The organism is Amycolatopsis sp. NPDC104819, from assembly GCF_055583145.1.
This window is the reverse complement of record NZ_JBVJON010000002.1, coordinates 396,085-412,494: the sequence shown is the minus strand read 5'-3', so window position 1 is coordinate 412,494 and position 16,410 is coordinate 396,085. Positions and strand designations below refer to the sequence as shown.

Annotated in this window: 17 protein-coding genes and 1 tRNA gene; 8 read left to right on the top strand and 10 right to left on the bottom strand. The window is 71.4% G+C overall.

Features of this window, described 5'->3' with window-relative positions:
• Window positions 1-17 precede the first annotated feature (17 nt).
• The 3 genes from ACZ63E_RS06855 to ACZ63E_RS06845 all read left to right on the top strand — a co-directional run bounded on the left by ACZ63E_RS06855 (window position 18) and on the right by ACZ63E_RS06845 (window position 3,068).
• Window positions 18-371: a YciI family protein gene (locus ACZ63E_RS06855; RefSeq protein ID WP_465335508.1), complete on the top strand. Its 354-nt coding sequence runs from the start codon at window positions 18-20 to the stop codon at window positions 369-371.
• Window positions 368-1,573, top strand: coding sequence for an RNA polymerase sigma factor (locus ACZ63E_RS06850; protein WP_465334968.1), 1,206 nt, complete (start codon window positions 368-370; stop codon window positions 1,571-1,573). The genes ACZ63E_RS06855 and ACZ63E_RS06850 overlap by 4 nt, the downstream gene beginning before the upstream one ends.
• Before the next feature lie 73 nt (window positions 1,574-1,646).
• Window positions 1,647-3,068, top strand: coding sequence for a M1 family metallopeptidase (locus ACZ63E_RS06845; protein ID WP_465334966.1), 1,422 nt, complete (start codon window positions 1,647-1,649; stop codon window positions 3,066-3,068).
• A gap of 3 nt (window positions 3,069-3,071) precedes the next feature.
• Here the strand turns inward: ACZ63E_RS06845 and ACZ63E_RS06840 are convergent, their stop codons facing one another.
• Window positions 3,072-4,364: a polysaccharide lyase family 7 protein gene (locus ACZ63E_RS06840; protein WP_465334964.1), complete on the bottom strand. Its 1,293-nt coding sequence runs from the start codon at window positions 4,362-4,364 to the stop codon at window positions 3,072-3,074.
• Between the two features lie 116 nt (window positions 4,365-4,480).
• Here ACZ63E_RS06840 and ACZ63E_RS06835 point away from each other — a divergent pair, with 116 nt between their 5' ends.
• A complete protein-coding gene (locus tag ACZ63E_RS06835) occupies window positions 4,481-5,497 on the top strand; it encodes a LacI family DNA-binding transcriptional regulator (protein ID WP_465334962.1) in 1,017 nt (338 codons plus the stop codon).
• A 5-nt stretch (window positions 5,498-5,502) separates the two neighbouring features.
• Here the strand turns inward: ACZ63E_RS06835 and ACZ63E_RS06830 are convergent, their stop codons facing one another.
• On the bottom strand, window positions 5,503-6,546 hold the full coding sequence (locus ACZ63E_RS06830) for a hypothetical protein (protein WP_465334960.1): 1,044 nt from the start codon (window positions 6,544-6,546) through the stop codon (window positions 5,503-5,505).
• Window positions 6,546-7,046, bottom strand: a complete 501-nt coding sequence (locus tag ACZ63E_RS06825) for a SigE family RNA polymerase sigma factor (protein WP_465334958.1) — start codon at window positions 7,044-7,046, stop codon at window positions 6,546-6,548. Before ACZ63E_RS06825 ends, ACZ63E_RS06830 begins: the two co-directional genes overlap by 1 nt.
• Before the next feature lie 125 nt (window positions 7,047-7,171).
• Between ACZ63E_RS06825 and ACZ63E_RS06820 the strand changes: the two genes are divergently transcribed.
• Window positions 7,172-8,233: an FkbM family methyltransferase gene (locus tag ACZ63E_RS06820; protein WP_465334956.1), complete on the top strand. Its 1,062-nt coding sequence runs from the start codon at window positions 7,172-7,174 to the stop codon at window positions 8,231-8,233.
• A 104-nt stretch (window positions 8,234-8,337) separates the two neighbouring features.
• On the opposite strand, the gene ACZ63E_RS06815 is transcribed toward ACZ63E_RS06820, so the two are convergent.
• Window positions 8,338-8,410 (bottom strand) — tRNA-Asn (locus ACZ63E_RS06815).
• Between the two features lie 167 nt (window positions 8,411-8,577).
• Here ACZ63E_RS06815 and ACZ63E_RS06810 point away from each other — a divergent pair.
• Entirely contained in the window at window positions 8,578-8,748 is a 171-nt protein-coding gene (locus tag ACZ63E_RS06810) for a hypothetical protein (RefSeq protein ID WP_257919844.1), read from the top strand.
• Here ACZ63E_RS06810 and ACZ63E_RS06805 read toward each other — a convergent pair.
• From ACZ63E_RS06805 to dnaG, 3 genes are read right to left on the bottom strand one after another with little or no spacing between them, the layout of a single operon-like run.
• Entirely contained in the window at window positions 8,738-9,499 is a 762-nt protein-coding gene (locus ACZ63E_RS06805; RefSeq protein ID WP_465334954.1) for a trans-aconitate 2-methyltransferase, read from the bottom strand. The genes ACZ63E_RS06810 and ACZ63E_RS06805 overlap by 11 nt on opposite strands.
• A gap of 48 nt (window positions 9,500-9,547) precedes the next feature.
• Window positions 9,548-10,069: a hypothetical protein gene (locus ACZ63E_RS06800; RefSeq protein WP_465334952.1), complete on the bottom strand. Its 522-nt coding sequence runs from the start codon at window positions 10,067-10,069 to the stop codon at window positions 9,548-9,550.
• A gap of 1 nt (window position 10,070) precedes the next feature.
• Window positions 10,071-11,987 carry a DNA primase gene (dnaG, locus tag ACZ63E_RS06795; RefSeq protein WP_465334950.1) on the bottom strand — a complete coding sequence of 639 codons (1,917 nt, stop codon included), beginning with the start codon at window positions 11,985-11,987 and terminating at the stop codon, window positions 10,071-10,073.
• A gap of 32 nt (window positions 11,988-12,019) precedes the next feature.
• Between dnaG and ACZ63E_RS06790 the strand changes: the two genes are divergently transcribed.
• On the top strand, window positions 12,020-12,973 hold the full coding sequence (locus ACZ63E_RS06790) for a sigma-70 family RNA polymerase sigma factor (RefSeq protein WP_465334948.1): 954 nt from the start codon (window positions 12,020-12,022) through the stop codon (window positions 12,971-12,973).
• Here the strand turns inward: ACZ63E_RS06790 and ACZ63E_RS06785 are convergent.
• The 3 genes from ACZ63E_RS06785 to ACZ63E_RS06775 all read right to left on the bottom strand — a co-directional run bounded on the left by ACZ63E_RS06785 (window position 12,945) and on the right by ACZ63E_RS06775 (window position 15,725).
• Window positions 12,945-13,715, bottom strand: a complete 771-nt coding sequence (locus tag ACZ63E_RS06785; protein ID WP_465334946.1) for a hypothetical protein — start codon at window positions 13,713-13,715, stop codon at window positions 12,945-12,947. The genes ACZ63E_RS06790 and ACZ63E_RS06785 overlap by 29 nt on opposite strands.
• A gap of 63 nt (window positions 13,716-13,778) precedes the next feature.
• Entirely contained in the window at window positions 13,779-14,345 is a 567-nt protein-coding gene (locus ACZ63E_RS06780; RefSeq protein ID WP_465334944.1) for a carboxymuconolactone decarboxylase family protein, read from the bottom strand.
• A gap of 21 nt (window positions 14,346-14,366) precedes the next feature.
• Window positions 14,367-15,725, bottom strand: a complete 1,359-nt coding sequence (locus ACZ63E_RS06775; RefSeq protein ID WP_465334942.1) for an MFS transporter — start codon at window positions 15,723-15,725, stop codon at window positions 14,367-14,369.
• Between the two features lie 24 nt (window positions 15,726-15,749).
• On the opposite strand from ACZ63E_RS06775, the gene ACZ63E_RS06770 reads away from it, so the two are divergent.
• Entirely contained in the window at window positions 15,750-16,202 is a 453-nt protein-coding gene (locus tag ACZ63E_RS06770) for a MarR family winged helix-turn-helix transcriptional regulator (protein ID WP_465334941.1), read from the top strand.
• Window positions 16,203-16,410 lie beyond the last annotated feature (208 nt).

Below are 16,410 nucleotides of genomic sequence, written 5' to 3'. Positions count from 1 at the left end.
AGCGAGCCGTGAAGTTCATGCTGCTGATCTACGGCAACGAAGAGGCCTTCACCTCGATCGGCGCGGAGGCCCTCGCCGAGCTCATCCGCGAGACCGACGCCCTCAACCAGGAGCTGTTCGAGTCGGGCGAGCTGGTCGGCGCCTACGGGGTGGCCGACCAGGTGAACGCCAAGATGGTCCGGGTCTCCGGCGCGACGCCGGCGGTGACCGACGGCCCGTACGCCGAGGCCAAGGAGTTCTTGGGCAGCTTCACGATCCTCGACTGCGACAGCCTGGACCGGGCCCTGGAGATCGCGGCGCGCAACCCGTCGGCGCGCCACTGGGGTGTCGAGGTCCGGCCGCTGATGCACGAGGCCGAAGTCTCGCCGTGACCGGCTGGCGGGCCGTCCGGCGGCTGGTCCCGGAGGTGCTCGGCACGCTGGTGCGCCGCTACGGCCAGTTCGACGCCTGCGAGGACGCCGTCCAGGAGGCGCTGGCGGCGGCCGCGGCCCAGTGGCCGGCCGACGGGTGGCCGGAGAACCCCCGCAGCTGGCTGGTGACGGTGGCGTCGCGGCGGCTCGCCGACCAGGTGCGCAGCGACGTCGCCCGTCGCCGGCGGGAGGAGGCCGACGCCCTCGGCACTCCGCCCGCCGGCGGCGAGCCGTACCCCGACGACGACACGCTCACGCTGCTGTTCCTCTGCTGTCACCCGGCGCTGACACCGCCGTCGCAGATCGCGTTGACGCTACGGGCCGTCGGTGGCCTGTCGACCGCCGAGATCGCCAGGGCGTTCCTCGTGCCCGAAGCGACCATGGCGCAACGCATCAGCCGCGCGAAGCAGCGCATCAAGGCCGCCGGGGCCGTCTTCGCCCTGCCGCCGCCGGCCGAGCAGGCGGACCGGCTCGCCGTCGTGCTCCAGGTCGTCTACCTCGTGTTCAACGAGGGGTACACGGCCACCTCGGGAACACGGCTGGTGCGCGCCGACCTGACGGCCGAGGCGATCCGCCTGGCCCGCGACCTGCACCGCCTGGTCCCCGGCGACGGCGAGGTGGCCGGGCTCCTGAGCCTCCTGCTGCTGACCGACGCCCGCCGCCGGGCCCGCACGGCCCCGGACGGGTCGCTGGTGCCGCTGAGCGAGCAGGACCGGACGCTCTGGGACGCCGAAGCCGTCACCGAGGGCGTGGCGCTGGTGACCGAGGCCCTCGCGAAGGGCCCGATCGGGCCGTACCAGCTGCAGGCCGCGATCGCCGCCGTCCACGACGAGGCGCCCACCGCGGACGTCACCGACTGGCCGCAGATCCTGGCGCTGTACACGGTTCTGGAGCGCGTGGCCCCGAACCCGACGGTGACGCTCAACCGGGCGGTGGCCGTGGCGATGGTGCGGGGCCCGGCGGCCGGGCTGGCGGTACTGGACGCCCTGTCGGCGGACGAGCGCATTTCGGCGTCCCATCACCTGGTGTCGGTGCGAGCGCACCTGCTCGAGATGGCGGGCGACCCCACCGCCGCCCGCGCGGGGTACCAGGAAGCGGCCCGGCGCACGACCAGCGAGCCCGAGCGGCGTCACCTGCTGACGCGGGCGGCCCGGCTGGGGTGAGCGGGCGCTGCCGCTTGATCCGCCTGTCGCCTCGGTCCTACTCTTCAGCGTCGATGACTGCCGAGGAGGACCCATGCGAGGCGCCCACCGTAGCCGTGTCCACCTGGTGATCATCTCCTGCGCGCTGTCCGCCGGTCTGCTGGCCGCGACGGGCCCGGCGGCGGAGGCGGCCCCGGCGCCGCGGTTCTCCCCCGGTGCGCCCGGCGCCGGCGATCCGTACTTCCCGGACATGGGCAACGGCGGTTACGACGTCGGCCACTACGACATCCGGCTGGCGTACAACCCCCAATCCCAGGCGATCAACGCGACCACGACGATTCTCGCCACGGCCACCCAGGACCTCTCCCGCTTCGACCTGGACTTCCAGGGACCGCTGAAGATCAGCCGGCTCTCGGTGAACGGCCTGAACGCCGCGTTCACCCGCAGCGGCGCCCAGGAGCTGGTGATCACCCCGCCGTTCGGGCTGCGGAGGGGCAGCCCGTTCGTCGTCTCGGTGACCTACGCGGGCGTCCCGCAGAAGATCGACGACTCCGCGCTGGGCGTCTCCGGCTGGGTCACCACCAAGGACGGCGCGGTCGCGCTCAACCAGCCGATCGGCGCGGCGACCTACTACCCCGTGAACGACACGACGAACGACAAGGCGACCTACACCCAGACCATCACCGTCCCGGCCGGGCTCACCGTGCTGGCCAACGGCGAACCCGGGCCCACCACCACGCGCGATCACCAGACCACCTTCCGCTGGTCGATGAACCGGCCGATGTCCAGCGAGCTGAGCATGCTCGCGATCGGCAACTACGACGTGACGCGCGGCGTGGCGGCCGGCGGCCTGCCGAACATCACCGCGATCGGCAAGTCGATCACCACCAAACCCGGTCAGGGCAAGGTGTTCAACGAAACCACGGCGCAGGTCGTCAAGTGGGAATCCTCGATGTACGGGCCGTACCCGTTCGACTCGACCGGCGGCATCCTCGCCGACGTCGGCGTCGACTACGCCCTCGAGACCCAGAGCCGCCCGGTCTACGACCAGACCACCAGCGACGTCGACGGCGACCTGCTCGCCCACGAGCTGGGCCACCAGTGGTTCGGCGACAGCCTCACCCCGGTGCGCTGGGCGGACATCTGGCTCAACGAAGGCTTCGCGACCTACTCGGAATGGCTCTACCAGGAGAAGTTCAACGGCGTCCCGGTGCAGCAGACCTTCGCGAAGACCTACGCCGACGAGAAGGACTGGACCGGCCAGGTCGCCGACCCGGGCCGCGACCGCATCTTCGACGACCTGGTCTACAACCGCGGCGCGATGACCCTGCAGGCCCTGCGCCTGAAGATCGGCGACCGCGCGTGCTTCAAGGTCCTGACGCAATGGCCGACGACCCACCGGTACGGCAACGTCTCGACACGCCAGTTCATCCAGTTCGTCGAGCGCCTGACCGACCGCAACCTCGACTCGTTCTTCCAGAAGTGGCTCTACCAGCCGGGAAAGCCGACCCTCTGAGCCTTATTGCCTGCCGTAGAGGACGAGCAGGTTGTCGTAGTCGACGTTGTCCGGTTCGGTCGTGTGGTTCGTGTCCGCGTATATCAGGACACCTTTGGTCGCACGGTGACGAAGGCCGATGGCATGGCCCATCTCGTGCTTGACGACGTTGAGCGTGGCGACGGGGCCTTCTTCGGCGAGCGGCTTGGTGTAGTACGTGATGTGGCCGCCGACGGTGAACTTTCCCTTTTCCACGGCGTCGAAGTTGCCGTCGTCGTCATCCTCGTCCGAGCCCTTGAGGCCGATCGTGACGCAGTTCGTCCCCGTCGCGCAGGTTTCGGTGAGCCGCGGCTGGACACACGGGCTGCGGTCCCACGACGCGACACCCTGCTTGACGTCGTCGAGGTATTCGGCGGGCAGGCCCTGGGTGGCGAAGTAGACGACGACCTCCTCGCCGTTCTTGCGCTGCCACGGGAGCTGGTCGTCTTCGTAGTCCTGGTCTTTCAGCTTCAGGCCGTCCGGCGCGGTGCAGCTGCCCTGGCTCCCCGCGGTCGCGACGTCGGCCTTCTCGTGGGTGACGGTGACGCGGTGGATCACCACCTGGCCGAAGTTTCCGTCGTCACACGGAGACGTGGTGTCGCAGTTCGCCTGGGTGTAGGCGCCGGCCTTGAAGTAGGCGCCCGAGAACTTCTTCGAGATGGTCGCCTTCAGGACGCCGTTGTAGTAGGCCCGGATCTTGCCGCCGGCCACGACGAACTTGGCCTCGAACGTCGTGCCGAGGACATAGTCGGACGTGATGAGCTGGTAGTGGCTGTCGTCGCCGTTGGTGACGTAAAGCTTGCTGCCTTCGAGCCGGAACACCGCCACGTCGTCGTCGGCGTCGTGGATCTGCCCGGCCACGACGTACGGCCGCCCGGCCGGCAGGTTCGTGATCGACTGCGAGATCGTCATCGTGTGCGTGCCGGACGTCGACGACCAGGAGGCGTTGTCCCGCCCGTTGTTCGTCATCTCGCGCAGCTCGGACCGCGGGTTCTTCGACCCGCTCGTCGTCACGCCGTTGACCGCGGCACGGAACTGGACGCCGTCGCACGACGGCGTCGTGGTGAACCACGGCGAGCGCGCGTAGGTCGCCAGCGCGGGCTGCTTGACTTCGGTGGGGCTGCCGGCCGACCCGATCGGCAGCGTCTCCTTCCAGTTCGCCAGGTCCAGCACCTGGGCGGGGTACTGGCACGGCGCCGCGGCGGCCGTTCCGCCGGCGACCCCGGACAGGCACGCGGCCGTCACACACGACCCCGTCAGGATGGCTCGAAGCTTCATCGTTCCCCCGATCACGTGGTGCATCGATTTACCAAGTTGATCGGAAAACACGCTAAGTCGGAAATTGATCACCGTCAAGAGCAGTATGTTCGCGAGTGGATCGATACACTGACAACGTGGTGACGATCTACCAGGTGGCCGAGGAGGCCGGCGTCTCGCCGAGCACGGTGTCCAACTACCTCAACGGCCGCACGAGCCGCATGCAGGCCGGCACCCGGACCCGGATCGAGCAGGCGATCACCCGGCTGGGGTACCGCCCGAACCGCGCGGCCCGGCAGCTGCGCACCGGGCGCACCCAGGTGGCCGGCCTGATCGTCCCGTCGGTGGCGAACCCGTTCTGGGGCACTTTCGCCCGGCACCTGGAGGGCGCCGCGCTGGCCGCGGGTTACCACGTCCTGCTGTGCAACAGCGAGCGCGACCTCGAACGCGAGCGCACCTACCTCGAGGAACTGTGGGACGACGGCGTCCGGGGTGTGGTGCTCTGCTCGGCGCTCCCCTCCCTCGCCCACGTGACACCCCTGACCGAGCGCGGCATGCAGGTGGTCGCCTTCGACCGCACCGCGCAGGCCGACGACCCGCCGGGCCTGGTGAACATCGCGGTGGACAACGCGATGGGCACGGGTCTGGCCACCCGGCACCTGCTCGGCCTGGGCCACCGCCGGCTCGCGTTCGTCTCGGGGGCACTGGGCAGCGTCAACCGGACCGAACGCCTCCGCGGGTTCCGCTCAGCACTCGACGAGGCCGCGTCGGAAAGCACGGTGTGGGACGGCCGCTCCTACGGCGACACGGACATGGCCGGCCTCGGCCGCGCGGCCGCCGCCGAGCTCCTGGCCGAACCCGCACCACCGACGGCGATCGTCGCGATCAACGACCTCTGCGCGCTCGGAGTCTGCGCGGGCATCCGCGACGCCGGCCTCGAAGTCGGCGCCGACGTCTCGGTCACCGGCTTCGACGACATCATGCTCGCCGACCTCGCCGCGCCGCCGCTCACGACCGTGCGCCAGCCGGTCGCCCGGATGGCCGCGACCGCCTTCGCCCACCTCCGCGCCCGGGTCGAAGGGGAAGCACCCGAGTCCCAGCTCTTCCGCCCCGAGCTCGTCATCCGCGGCTCGACCGGACCGAACGTGGCGTGAAGCCGTCAGTGGGGCAAGACGAGGTGCTCGGCGATGGCGTACAGCTCCGCCTGCGCGCTGGAGCCCGCGACGGCGATCGGCGCGTCGTGAACGGCTTTGAGGATCCAGAGCGTGCGGTAACCGTTCTCGTCCAGGTAGCGGGTCGCGTGTCCCTGGACCGCTTTCCCCGCGGTGCCGCGCACCTGGCCGGCCTCGTCGCTGCGCACCTGGACCGGCGGCAGGACGCTGCACGTGCCCAGTGAGTAGTTCGTGCGCAGACCGCCCGGGCCGTCCTGCTCGACGTCGAACGCGCACATCCGCAGGCCGTCGGGCAGCTTGCCGAGGCCGAACGCCGGGGTGACGGTGGTGGCGCCGGGGAAGGCGACGCTCCCCGCGACGCGGCGGCCCGCGTCGACCAGCTGCTGCGCCGACGCCGTGCTGCCCGGCTGCGCGGCCACGTTGACGTACAGCGAGCCGCCGTCGGGGTGGGTCAGGTACACCTCGTAGCCGCCCGGACCGCCGGAGCGCGAGCTCTCCACGCCGGCCCGCCCGCCGATGGTGACGGGCTGGCCCGGACCGGACTTGAAGGCGGCCTGCTTGACCGGCATCATCCGCATTTCCTGCACGTCCACGAACAGGACCTGGGGCCCGGACGTGACGGTCAGCATGTACTCGCCGCCGTACACCGGCTTGCCGGGGTTCGCAGCGCTGCCACCGATGTTGATCCGGCGCGCGAGGTAGTCGGCCTTGCCCGGCGGCAGCCAGCCGAGCGAGTAGGGCATGGCCAGTTCCGCGACGCCCGCCTTGGCCGGCGCCTCGACGGCGACCGGACCGCTGCTCGGGCCGGCGCCCGTGGCGACCTGGTTGTCGTGCACGGGCCGGTTCAGCGCGACGACGGCGACCGCGGCCAGGACGAGCAGGACCACCCCGGCCCCGGCCGCGAGCGGACGGCTCACCACGGCGCGCCCGCGGTCGAGGCGCTGCCGCGTGGCCGCCAGGACCTGGTCGCTGTCGGGGGCGTCCTGCTCGTGGGCGGTGAAGGTGTCCTTGATCAGGTTCTCGATGTCCATCAGCTCTCCTTCGCCTGGGCCATCCGGTCGGTGCTCAGGCCGTGTCGCAGGGTCGTCAGGGCTTTGCGGGCGTGGGCCCGCACGGTCGCCTGGGCGCAGCCGAGCAGGTCCGCGATGTCGGCGTCGGCGAGCTGCTCGTAGTACCGGAGCACCACGACCGCGCGCTGCCGCCGGGGCAACCGCGCAAGGCGCTGCCACATGTCCTCGCGCGCCGCGTGGTCCGACGCGAAGTCGTCCGGCCGCGCCTCGTCCGGCGGGTCGCCCACGGCGATCAGCCGCGCCGACCGGCTGCGCCGCCAGGACAGGTAGTCGTTGGTGACCATCCGCAGGACGTAGCGGTCGGGGTGCTCGGCGTCGCTGATCCGCGACCACCGCCGGTACACCTTGACCAGCACGTCCTGCACCAGGTCGGCGGCCTGTTCCCGCTCCCCGGCCAGCATCGTCGCGTAGCGCAGCAGCCGCGGCAGGTGCGCCCGGACGAAGTCCTCGTAGTCAGCCATCACTAGGAAGACTGCCGCGGCGCACGATCCGTGTACCTCCACGCAGAACTTTCTCGCCAGGCCCCCGAGGCGACCCGGCCGGCAAGATCTAAGGTTCGATCCGCGGTTACTTTCTTGGAGGTTTCGTGGAGCGGCTGGTTCCGGACATCACAGGGTTCGATCCCGCGCTGGGCCGCCGGATGCTGGCCACGGCCGGCTGCACCGACGCCGACGACATCACCAAGGTCGAGGACGCCGGGCAGACACGCGACCACGACGGCGGCCGGGTCCAGGTCATGCACAACGGCCTGCTCGTCGAGGAAGGCGGCTACTACGGCGGCTGGATGACCGAAATCATCCGGGCACTGCGCGGCCATCACGAACCCCAGGAAGAGCTGGTCTTCCACCGGATCATCGAACGCTTGGCCGGCGACGGCGGCACACCGGCCATGATCGAGTTCGGCAGCTTCTGGGCGTACTACGGCCTCTGGTTCTGCCACACGTTCCCCACCGGCCGCGTCGTCGCGCTCGAGCCCGACCCCGCATACCTCGACGTCGGCCGCCGCAACGCAGTACTCAACGGCTACCAGGACCGCGTCCGGTTCAGCCAGGCCGCAATCGGCGAACCGGGCGGACACCTGGACTTCAAAGCCGAAAGCGACGGACAGACCCACATCGTCGCCCAGCACGACCTCGCTTCCCTGATGCACGAAGCCGATCTGGCCCAGGTCGACCTCGTCCTGGCCGACGTCCAGGGTGCGGAGACGCTGCTGCTCGAGCGCGCCCGAGGTGACCTCGAAGCCGGCCGCGTGCGTTTCCTGGTCGTCTCGACCCACCACCACGCAATCTCCGGCGACCCGCTCACCCACCAGAAGGCCCTGCACTCCCTGCTCGACGCCGGCGCCCACATCATCGCCGAACACAGCGTCGGCGAGTCCTTCAGCGGGGACGGCTTGATCGCCGTCTCCTTCGACCCACGCGACAAGGACTTCAGCGTTCCCGTCAGCCACGCTCGTTACCGCGAGTCCCTGTTCGGCGAACTGGAACACGACCTCGCCGCAGCCCTGTCGGCCAGGAACGACGCCGAGCAAGCCTGGAAGTCCGCCGACGAGTACGCGAAGCATCTCGAGCAAGAACTGGCCCGCATCACCGCCGAACGCAACGAGCTGACGACGTCACGCAGCGCGGCAAACCCGAAGCCGGGCTAGGGATGAGCCGTCGTTGACGGGCTCGTGAATCTGGAGGGTTTCTGGACCGTCTGGGCTTTCGGTGCCCGGACACAAAGAAGCCCAGGCCATTGGCCTGGGCTTTGCTCCCCCGCTTGGACTCGAACCAAGAACCCTCCGGTTAACAGCCGAATGCTCTGCCAGTTGAGCTACAGGGGAATGTCGCTCACTTCCGGTGCCGGTCTCGCCGACCGACAAGAAGAACTTTAGCCCATGCCCGCACACCCTCCGCACCCACCCCCCACTTGGCGCAACCGCCCCCTGCGCGCCGTTTTCCTGGACAATGGACTCCTCGGACGACCAACCGATGGAAGGCGTGGACGCGGATGAAGAAGTTCCTGCTGGGCGCGGGCCTGGGCTACGTGCTGGGCGCCAAGGCAGGCCGGGGGCGGTACGAGCAGCTCGTGCGCACCTACCGCCGGGTCGTCGACCACCCCATGGTGCAAGGTGCCGCCGGGGTCGCGCGGGCCAAGATCAGCGAGAAGGTCAAACGGTAGCGACGAAGAACACGCGGCGGAACTCGAACCACGTCGTTCCGTCGGCGCGGGCCGGGTAGGCCGAGGCCAGGAGCGGGGCCAGCTCCGCGCGGAACTGCTCCCACTCGGCGTCCGGCAACGCCGCCCGGACCGGGCGCAACGCCGTCCCCGTGATCCATTCCAGCACCGGTGACGGCCCCCGCAGCGGCTGCACGTACGTCGTCTCCCAGGCGTCCACTCCGCAGCCCGCGTCGGCCAGGAGGTTCGCGTACTCCAGGGGGCTCGAGACCGCGTCGTCCTCGCGCAGGACCACCTCGGCCAGCCTGGACGACCACGCCGGGGACGCTGCCAGCTCCCTCGTCAGCGCATGCGATGGCGCGTTGAAGTTGCCCGGGACCTGGATCGCCAGGTACGCGCCCGAAGGCAGCAACGAGGCCCAGCGACGAAGCAAGACCGCGTGGTCCGGCACCCATTGCAGCACGGCGTTCGACACCACGACGTCGGTGTCCGGCGCCGGCGTCCAGTCGCGGACGTCGAGCAGGGACGCCTCGAGACCCCGGGAGCGTGCGGCCGTCACCATTTCGAGTGAACTGTCACCGCACTCCAGGGCCGCGGAAGGCCAGCGTTCCCGCAGCGCAACCGTCAGGTTCCCCGGGCCGCACCCAAGGTCGACGACGCGGCGCGGCGATGTGGCGCCGATGCGGGAGACCAGGTCGTAGAACGGCCGGGCCCGCAGGTCGGCGTAGTCGAGGTACTTGTCCGGATCCCACACGGCAGCCTCCCGGTAAACAGTACGCCTGTACTGAGTACGAGTGTACTGCTATTCGGCGGGGTTGACCAGCTTCGCGGCGGCCTGCTCGGCGATGGCCGCCACGAGCTCGGCGTCCGTGCCCGGGTCGGGCCGAACCTGCAGGACGCTGCCGTCGCGACCGGGCACCTTCCGCTGGACGAACCATGCTCCCCCGGCCCCGATCTCCTGCCGGTGCCGCGAGCGGATCGAGCCCTCGACGCGCTGGTAGGCCTCGCGCGGCACCTTGCCCGACGCGGCCAGCCGGAAGCGGACCGGCGGCCGGTCGGCCAGGATCACCGCCGCGCCCGCCGTGCCGGCCTCGGCCGACTCCGTCAGCGTGAACACGCCGTCCGCCCAGGTCGCCTTGCCGACGAGGTGCCAGCCGACGCGCCGCGTGCCGTCGCCGTCCGGGATCCACAGCCCCAGCTGCGTCACGACCAGGTAGCCGCCGCCCTCGACCGGGGCGCTGTCGATGACGTCTTCGCCGTCCGAAAGCGCTCCGGCGAAGTCCGGCGGGGTGCGGTCGCCCAGCAACCGGCGCAGGAAGCTCACGTCAGCTCCACGAGCTGGCGGCGGCCTGCTCGCCCAGCGACTTCTTGTACTGCTCCAGCGCCACGAGGTCACCGAAGAGCGCGCGGTAGTCGTCCGGCGCTTCGACCGGCGACAGCCGCTGCAGCTTGCCCTTGATCTCCGCGATCTGCCGGCCGACGAGGCTCTCCTGCAGCCGGGCGAGGATCGACGAGATGTACCGGGAGTCGACTTCGTCCTTGGCCTGCAACGGTTCCACGGCCAGCTCCGAGAGCACGCGCCGGACCGTCCCTTCCGGACAGTGGGGCGCGGCCGCGTCCAGCAGCGCCGGGCCGGTCAGGCCCGAACCCGCGCCGCCCGCCTTCAGCACGGCTTCGTGCACCGCGACGTACACCGGGTGCGTGAACGCCTCCAGCGGCAGCGCGTCGTACTCGGGCCCGGCGATCGCGGGCTGCTGCAGCGCCGCCTTGAGCGCCTCGCGCTGGATGGCGAACCGCGGGTCCTTCGGCGCCGGGCGGGCCAGGTCCTCGGCGGGCGCCTGGACGGCCGGGGCGCCGACGCGGGCCGGCTGCTTCAACGGCGCGCCGCCGCGCTTGTCGGTCGCGCCCGCGCTGCCGCGGACCCGGTTGACCACCTGCGCGACGTCCTGCCAGCCCACCCACCAGGCGAGCTTCGACGCGTAGCCGTCGCGGGCCGCGCGGTCCTTGATCGCCGCGACCATCGGCACGGTCTTCTGCAGCGCCGCGACCTGGCCGTCGACCGAGTCGAGGTCGTAGTTCTTGAGCGTGCTGCGGATGACGAACTCGAACAGCGGGGTCCGCCGCGCGACCAGATCCTTCACCGCGCTGTCGCCCTTGGCCAGGCGCAGCTCGCAGGGGTCCATGCCGTCCGGCGCGACCGCGATGTAGGTCTGCCCGGCGAACGTCTGGTCGCCCTCGAACGCCTTCAGCGCGGCCTTCTGGCCCGCTTCGTCACCGTCGAAGGTGAAGATCACTTCGCCGCGGAAGGCGTCGTCGTCCATCATCAGCCGGCGAAGCACCTTCATGTGGTCTTCGCCGAACGCCGTGCCCGACGACGCGACCGCGGTCGGGACGCCCGCCGCGTGCATCGCCATCACGTCGGTGTAACCCTCGACCACGACGACCTGGTGCCGCTTCGCGATCTCGCGCTTGGCCAGGTCGAGGCCAAACATGACCTGGGACTTCTTGTAGATCGGCGACTCGGCGGTGTTGAGGTACTTCGCCGAGATGCGGTCGTCGTCGAACAGCCGCCGCGCGCCGAAGCCGACGACCTCGTTGCCGACGTCGCGGATCGGCCAGACGAGGCGCCGGTGGAAGCGGTCCATCGGGCCGCGCTGGCCCTCCTTGGACAGCCCCGCCGTCAGCAGCTCCTTGACCTCGAACCCGCGCGTGAGCAGGTGTTTCGTCAGCTTGTCCCAGCCGCCGGGGGCGAACCCGCAGCCGAACGTCTTGGCCGCGGCGGCGTCGAACCCGCGCTCGGACAGGAAGTCCCGCGCGGCGCGCGCCTCGTCGGTGACCAGCTGCTCGGCGTAGAACTCCTGCGCGGCCCGGTGCGCCTCGATCAGCCGGCTGCGGCTGCCGCGGTCACGCTGGATGGTCGCGCCGCCGCCTTCGTAGGTGAGGCGGATGCCGACGCGGTCGGCGAGGCGCTCGACGGCCTCCACGAACGTGATGAGGTCGATCTTCTGGACGAACTTGATCACGTCGCCGCCCTCGCCACAGCCGAAGCAGTGGAAGGTGCCGTGCGTCGGGCGGACGTTGAACGACGGGGTCTTCTCGTTGTGGAACGGGCAGAGGCCCTTCAGGCTGCCCCCGCCGGCGCGCCGCAGCGCCACGTACTCGCCGACGACCTCGTCGATCCGGTTCCGCTCGCGCACCTCCGCGATGTCGCTCTCCCGAATCCGTCCTGCCACGGCATCCACTCTAGACGTGCCGTTTGCGGCACACTCGGGGCATGGCCTCCACGCCCACCGCCCAGGACACGCTCGCCGCGCGGTTCGCCGAGCACCGCGGTCACCTGATCGGGGTCGCCTACCGGCTGACCGGCACCCGGGCCGACGCCGAGGACGCCGTCCAGGAGTCTTGGCTGCGGCTGGCCGGGCTGGACGACGCCGGCCGCGCCGCGATCCGCGACCTGCGGGGCTGGCTGACCACGGTGGTCGGCCGGATCTGCCTCGACCGGCTGAAGTCGGCCGCCGCGCAGCGCGAGCGGTACGTCGGCCAGTGGCTGCCGGAGCCGGTGGTCACGCCGTTCGGTCAGCCGGTGAGCGAGGATCCCCTGGAGGTCGCGGTCCGCGACGACGGGCTGCGGATGGCCGCGCTGGTCGTCCTCGACAAGCTGACCCCGGAGCAGCGGGTCGCGTTCGTGCTGCACGACGCCTTCTCGGTGCCGTTCGCGGAGATCGCCGACGCGCTCGGGGTCTCGGTCGAGGCCGCTCGCCAGCACGCCTCGCGGGGGCGCAAGGCCCTCGCCGACGCCGACCCGCCGCCGCGCGCGCCGCTCGCGGACCAGGCGCGGATCCTCGAGAAGTTCGTCACCGCGCTGCAGCAGGGCGACATCCGGGCGATGACCGAGCTGCTCGCCCCGGACGTCGTGCTCGTCGGCGACTCGAACGGCAAGGGCCGCACCACCCGCCAGCTCATCTTCGGCCCGGACAAGATCGCCCGGTTCTTCCTCGGGCTGGTGCGCAAGTACGCCCCCGGCATGGTCGAGCGCGGCGAGGCGGTGCTGGTCAACGGCGACCTGGGGATGTACCTGCCGCCGATGCCCGGCCGCGACGGCTTCCTCGCGCTGGACGAGCACGTGCAGTCGGTGAGCGTCCGCGACGGGAAGATCGTGGCGATCTACGACGTCGTCAACCCGGACAAGCTGGCCCGCATCACGCGTCCCGGAGCCGCGCGGCCGTGATCCCGGCGGCGAGCACCAGCGCGGCGAAGGCCGCGTAGCAGACCAGCGCCCAGCCGGGGCTCAGTGGCGAGTCGGAGAGCACCGCCGCGTTGCCGCCGTCCCGGCCGCCGTTGGCGCCGCCGGTGCCGCTGAGGAACTTCGCGGCGACGTTCAGCGGCAGCCACCGATGGATCGCCGGGCCCGCGTCCGGGATCAGCGCGATCGCGTTCTCCGCGGCGAGCGGGTAGGCGACGAGCAGGGCGACCGCGCCGCCGGTGTGCCGCACGAGCAGGCCGAACCCCGCCCCGCAGACCGCGGTGAGCGCGAACACCGGGCCGGTCCCGGCGACGATCGTCCAGTCCGCGGCGCTGTCGAGCGCGAGGTCGGCGCCCGGCGCGACGAGCCGCGCCGCGAGCCAGGCCGCGAAGGCGGCGGCTTCGCCGAGCGCGAACGCGTACCCGCCGACGACCGCCGCCTTCGCCACCAGCACCGGCATCCGGCTCGGCACGGCCTGAAAGGCGGTGCGGATCGTGCCGCTGCGGTACTCGCTCGTCACCGCCAGCGCCCCCAGGACCAGCGCGGCGACGAACCCGAACGGTGAGCCGAACTGGGTGCTCGCGACCGTCGGCGGCAGCGCCGACTCGGTGGCCGTGGCGGCGGTGAGCAAGGCCGGCACGACGAGGGCGCCCAGCGCGAGCAGGCCACACACCCAGGGTGTCCTGATGCTGAAGAGCTTGATCCGTTCACTGGCTACGAGGTGCATGCCCGGAACGGTCCCGCGGCGGACCCCGGTGGCGCATCCCACCGGGGTCGGGTTCGGCGGGTCCTACGGGAGCGGGACGCGGCAGGCGTCGCCCGAGGTGAAACCCTGGTCGACGATGCCGAGCGCGCTGTTCATCCGGGCCCGGGAGTTCTCCAGCGCGATCTGGTAGGTCAGCTCGAGGACGCCTTCCCGGCCGAACTCCCGCTCGAGCTCGGCGACCTGCTCGTCGGTCACCGTCACCTGCTCTGCGGACATCGCGTCGGCGTAGGCGATCGCGAGCCGCTCCGACCGGCTGAACGCCGCCGACGTCGCGTAGTCGTCGATCTTCTTCAGCCGCTCGATGTCGAGGCCGTCGTGCTTCTGCAGCATGGTGCCGAAGTCGACGCACCACGAGCAGCCGATCCGGGTCGCGACCCGGTAGACGGCGAGCTCCCGCACGCTCGGCGGCAGCTTCTTCGACGCGCGCTCCACCATCAGCTCGTGCACGGCGTTGGCCCGCAGCAGGCCGGGGTGGTGCGCGACGACGGCCATCGGCTCCGGCACCGCGCCGTAACGACGGCCGGCGAAGCGGTAGATCAGCTTGAGGAACGGCCCGGCTTCAGTGGTCTTCTTCGCGGCGATGCGAGGCATTTTCGGTCTCCTTCGTCTCGGTCACGAGGAGGACGAGACGGCGCCCGAAGACGTGACGACCGGCGAAGTGAGCCACGCCACCAGCATCGTCGCGGCCGCCGCGGCGAACACGACCGTGAGGCCCGCCCCGCCCAGCCCGCCGGTCGTGGCCAGCGCGAGCCAGCCGAACACCGCGGCCCCGGCCAGGCCGCCGGCCTGGCGCGCGAAGGTCAGCGACCCCAGGGTGACGCCCATCAGGTCGCGCTTCGCCCGCGTCTGGCCCAGGATCGTGTACGCCGACGTGCAGACGGCGAAGGCGGCGCCGATCGCGAACAACCCGGGCGCGAGCACCCACGGCGTGCCGTCGAAAGCCGCGGAGACGGCGATCGCCGCGAGCCCGGCGGTGCCGAGCAGGCAGCCGAACCGGCCCCACGCCGTCATTTCCGGGTGCCTGCGGGCCAGCGCGGCGAAGGACGCCGAAAGCACGAGCTGCCCGGCGGTCATCGCGACGAGCAGGATCCCGGTGCCGGCCGCGGCGGCGCGCAGCGCGGCGACCAGGGCGACGTAGGTGAACGTGCCGTAGAGCGCCGCGCCCGCCAGGCCGTTGACCAGCGCCGCGCGCGCCAGGACGGCGTCCGCGAACACCTTCGGCGAGATCAGTGGGCTCTTCGCGCGCCGCTGGAGCCGGACGAACAGAACCCCGGCGGCGACGGCGGTCACCACGAGCACCGGTGTCCACAGTGGACTCCGGGCGAGCGTGTCGACGGTGCCGAGCGCGACCACGGCGGAGCCTGCGACGGTGAGCAGCAGGCTGCTCACGACGTCGAACTTCTCTTGCGTGCCACGGCGTTTCGCGGGCAGCCCACGCAGGCCGAGCACCAGCGCGGGCACGCAGAGCGGCAGGTTGACCAGGAAGATCCAGCGCCAGCCCGGGCCGGCCGCGAGCAGCCCGCCCAGCGGCGGGCCGCCGAGGGTCGCGGCCGCGAACACCGCCGTCTGCCAGCCCTGGCGCCGCAGCAGCTCGTCGCGGTCGAACAGCTCGCCGAGCGCGCTCATCGCCGTCACGATCAGCCCGCTGCCACCCAGCCCCTGCAGGGCGCGGGCGGCGATCAGCGAGCCGACGTCGGGCGCGGCGGCGCACCACGCCGAGGCCGCGGCGAACACCAGCACCGACGCGGCGAACGACACCCGGCGGCCGTAGAGGTCGCCGAGCCGGCCGTGCAGCGGCGTCGCGACGGTGAGGGTCAGCAGGCCGGCCGCGGTGACCGCGACGAGCCCGGTGCGGGCGTGCAGGTCTTCGCCGATCGAGGGCAGGGCGGCGGTGACGACCAAGCCGTCGAGCTGGGCCATGGCCATCCCGAGCAGCAGGCCGGCAAAGGCGAGGTTCCGAGATGTGTGCATAAAGCACACGTTATAGCGTGCCTTATGCACACATCAAGCCCGGACGGCGGACCGGCCCTCTTCCGCCTGGTCCGCCACTGGGCGCGCCAGTGGGCTCCGGACGTCGTCGAGCGCTTCGCCGACGGCGCCCCACCGGCGTGGACCGTGCCGAACCTCTTTGTCATCCAGGCGATCGCCGGGTCGGCGAACGACGAGGTGACGGTCGCCGACGTCGCGCACCAGCTGGGCATCGACCGCTCGGTGGCCAGCCGCATGGTCGGCGAAGCGGGTCGAGACGGCTTCGTCGTGCGCTCGACGTCGGCCCGCGACGCCCGCCGCGCGGTGCTGACCCTGACCGACACGGCGAAGGAGTTCCTCGACGCTTCGCGCGCCCACCAACGTCAGGCGTTCGAGGCGCTGGTGGGCCACTGGCCCGAGGAAGATCGCGACCGCTTCGCGGGCTACCTCGGCCGGCTCGCCGACGAAGTCCTCGGTTAGGCCAGGATTTCGTTCAGGACCTCCCAGGCGTGCCAAGCCCGGGTGACGCCGAACTGCGCGAGGAACCGCAGCGCCGCGCGGACGTCTTCGGGTGCCGCGCCGCTGCGCAGCGTGCGTCCAGCCCGGCCGGCGGTTCCGCGTCTGGCCGCGGGAGGCCGAGTTCGGTCTCCAGCTCGGCGATGCGTTCGATCCAGGCGGTCGCGGCCGG

Bases quoted from the DNA above. Each gene is read 5' to 3' on its own strand.
- ACZ63E_RS06840 (WP_465334964.1), bottom strand. From the start codon at position 4,364: ATGAAGCTTCGAGCCATCCTGACGGGGTCGTGTGTGACGGCCGCGTGC.
- ACZ63E_RS06780 (WP_465334944.1), bottom strand. From the start codon at position 14,345: ATGCCTCGCATCGCCGCGAAGAAGACCACTGAAGCCGGGCCGTTCCTC.
- ACZ63E_RS06770 (WP_465334941.1), top strand. From the start codon at position 15,750: ATGCACACATCAAGCCCGGACGGCGGACCGGCCCTCTTCCGCCTGGTC.
- ACZ63E_RS06855 (WP_465335508.1), top strand. From the start codon at position 18: ATGCTGCTGATCTACGGCAACGAAGAGGCCTTCACCTCGATCGGCGCG.
- ACZ63E_RS06785 (WP_465334946.1), bottom strand. From the start codon at position 13,715: ATGCACCTCGTAGCCAGTGAACGGATCAAGCTCTTCAGCATCAGGACA.
- ACZ63E_RS06825 (WP_465334958.1), bottom strand. From the start codon at position 7,046: ATGGCTGACTACGAGGACTTCGTCCGGGCGCACCTGCCGCGGCTGCTG.
- ACZ63E_RS06845 (WP_465334966.1), top strand. From the start codon at position 1,647: ATGCGAGGCGCCCACCGTAGCCGTGTCCACCTGGTGATCATCTCCTGC.
- ACZ63E_RS06810 (WP_257919844.1), top strand. From the start codon at position 8,578: ATGAAGAAGTTCCTGCTGGGCGCGGGCCTGGGCTACGTGCTGGGCGCC.
- ACZ63E_RS06790 (WP_465334948.1), top strand. From the start codon at position 12,020: ATGGCCTCCACGCCCACCGCCCAGGACACGCTCGCCGCGCGGTTCGCC.
- ACZ63E_RS06775 (WP_465334942.1), bottom strand. From the start codon at position 15,725: ATGCACACATCTCGGAACCTCGCCTTTGCCGGCCTGCTGCTCGGGATG.
- ACZ63E_RS06830 (WP_465334960.1), bottom strand. From the start codon at position 6,546: ATGGACATCGAGAACCTGATCAAGGACACCTTCACCGCCCACGAGCAG.